Annotated in this window: 1 protein-coding gene; it reads right to left on the bottom strand. The window is 69.7% G+C overall.

Annotated elements, in window-relative coordinates; all coding sequences use genetic code 11:
• Positions 1-1,989, bottom strand: a 1,989-nt coding sequence (locus tag HYE82_RS36180; protein ID WP_256988201.1) for a transglycosylase domain-containing protein, incomplete at both ends; no start/stop codon positions are given.

Genomic DNA, 1,989 nt, shown 5'->3' with positions numbered 1-1,989 from the left:
GGGCGGCGGGGTGGCGGCGGCGCCGGGCTGGAGTTCCAGATCGAAGTCGACGGGGTCGGTCGCCTCCAGGGCCGTCTTCGTGTACTGGGCCCAGATCCGGGCCGGGTAGCCGCCGCCTCCGATGCGGGCCTGGCCGAGTGCCCCGTACAGGGATTCCGGGGTGCCGGTGTCGGGGTCCTGGCCCATCATGGCCACGACGGTGACCAGGTTCGGGGTGTACGCGGCGAACCAGGCGGCGCGGTCGAGCTCGGCGGTGCCGGTCTTTCCGGCGGCGGGGTGGCCGGCGGCGAGGGCGGCGGTGCCGGTGCCGTTGTCGACGACGCCGATCAGCATGGAGGTGGTGGTGTCGGCGGCTTCGCGGCTGACGGCCCGGCGCGGGGTGCGGTCGGGGAGGGGGACGGTGTCGTCCCCCTTGGCGATCTTCTCCAGGAAGGTGTACGGGGTGTACTGCCCGTGGTCGGCGAGGGTCGCGTACGCCTGTGTCATGTCGAGGACGCTGGCCTGCATGGTGCCGAGGGCCATGGCCGGGGTGGCGGTGAGGTTGGGGGTGCTCTCGGGGATGCCGAGGGCGATCGCGGTCTGCTTGGCCTTGACGGTGCCGACGTCGACGACCATCTGCGCGAAGACGGTGTTGACGGACAGGTCGGTGGCGGTGGTGACGGGGATGAGGCCGTAGCTGATCTGGCCCTCGTTCTCCGGTGCGTAGGGGACGCGGGTGCCGACGACGCGCCGCTTGTTGTCGCCGTTGTAGAGGGTGGCGGGGGTGATCAGGCGGCCGTCCTGGGTGCGGGAGTCGTTCTCGACGGCGGCAGCGAACACGAACGGTTTGAAGGTGGAGGCCACCTGGTAGTCGTGCCTCGTCGCGTTGTTGACGTACTGCCTGGTGTAGTCGATGCCGCCGTACATGGCGACGACCTTGCCGGTGGCCGGGTCGATGGAGGTGCCGCCGGCGCGGACGAAGCGGTCCACGGGGCGCTGTTCGGGGTCGAGTTTGCTGACCATCTGGTCGTCGACGGCGTCGACGAGGTCGTTCTGGTGGCGGCGGTCGATGGTGGTGGTGATGCGGTAGCCGCCTTCGGCGAGGGTGTTCTCGTCGAGGATGTTGTGCTCGGTGATGTAGTCCTTGACGGCCTCGACGAGGTAGCCGCGCTGGCCGGAGAGGCCGGGGGCGGCGCGGACCTTGCCCGGTTCGGGGAAGCGGATGGCGGCGCGCTCGGTCTCGGTGAGCCACTTCTTCTTGACCATGCCGTCGAGGACGTAGTTCCAGCGGGCGAGGGCGCGGTCGCGGCTGCGGGGGTGGGTGACGACGTCGAAGGTGCTGGGGGAGTTGAGGAGGGTGGCGAGGTAGGCGCCCTCGGCGGTGGTGAGCCTGCCGACGTCCTTGCCGTAGTAGGCCTGGGCGGCCGCCTGGATGCCGTAGGCGTTGCGGCCGAAGTAGCTGGTGTTGAGGTAGCCCTCCAGGATGTAGTCCTTCGACTTCTCGCGGCCGAGTTTGATCGCGATGAAGAACTCCTTGACCTTGCGCTTGATGGTCTGTTCCTGGCCCAGGTAGTAGTTCTTGACGTACTGCTGGGTGATGGTGGAGCCGGACTGCTTGCCCTTGCCGGTGAGGGTGTTCCAGGCGGCGCGGACCATCGCCTTGGGGTCGACGGCGCGCTCGGAGTGGAAGTCCCGGTCCTCGGCGGCGAGTACGGCTTCCTGCACCGTGCGGGGGATCTGGGAGAGCGGGACGTTCACGCGGTTGATCTCGCCGTCGCGGGCGAGTTGGGAGCCGTCGGAGTAGAGGTAGACGTTGGACTGGGCGGTGGCGGCGGCATTGGCGGGCGGGATGTCGACGAGCAGGTAGCCCGCGATGAGGGCGCCGCCGATGAGCAGGAGCAGCAGCAGGACGCAGCCCAGGAGCATGCGCCAGGTGGGAACGGCGCGCCGCCATCCGGTGCGCTGCCGCTTCGGGTTGGGGAGTGTGTGCGGTCCGGGGGGTCGGCCGGG

The sequence above is a fragment of the Streptomyces sp. BR123 genome, from assembly GCF_013401435.1.
Taxonomy (GTDB): domain Bacteria; phylum Actinomycetota; class Actinomycetes; order Streptomycetales; family Streptomycetaceae; genus Streptomyces.
Note: the sequence above shows the minus strand (reverse complement) of the source record. Positions and strands in the feature narration are given on the sequence as shown.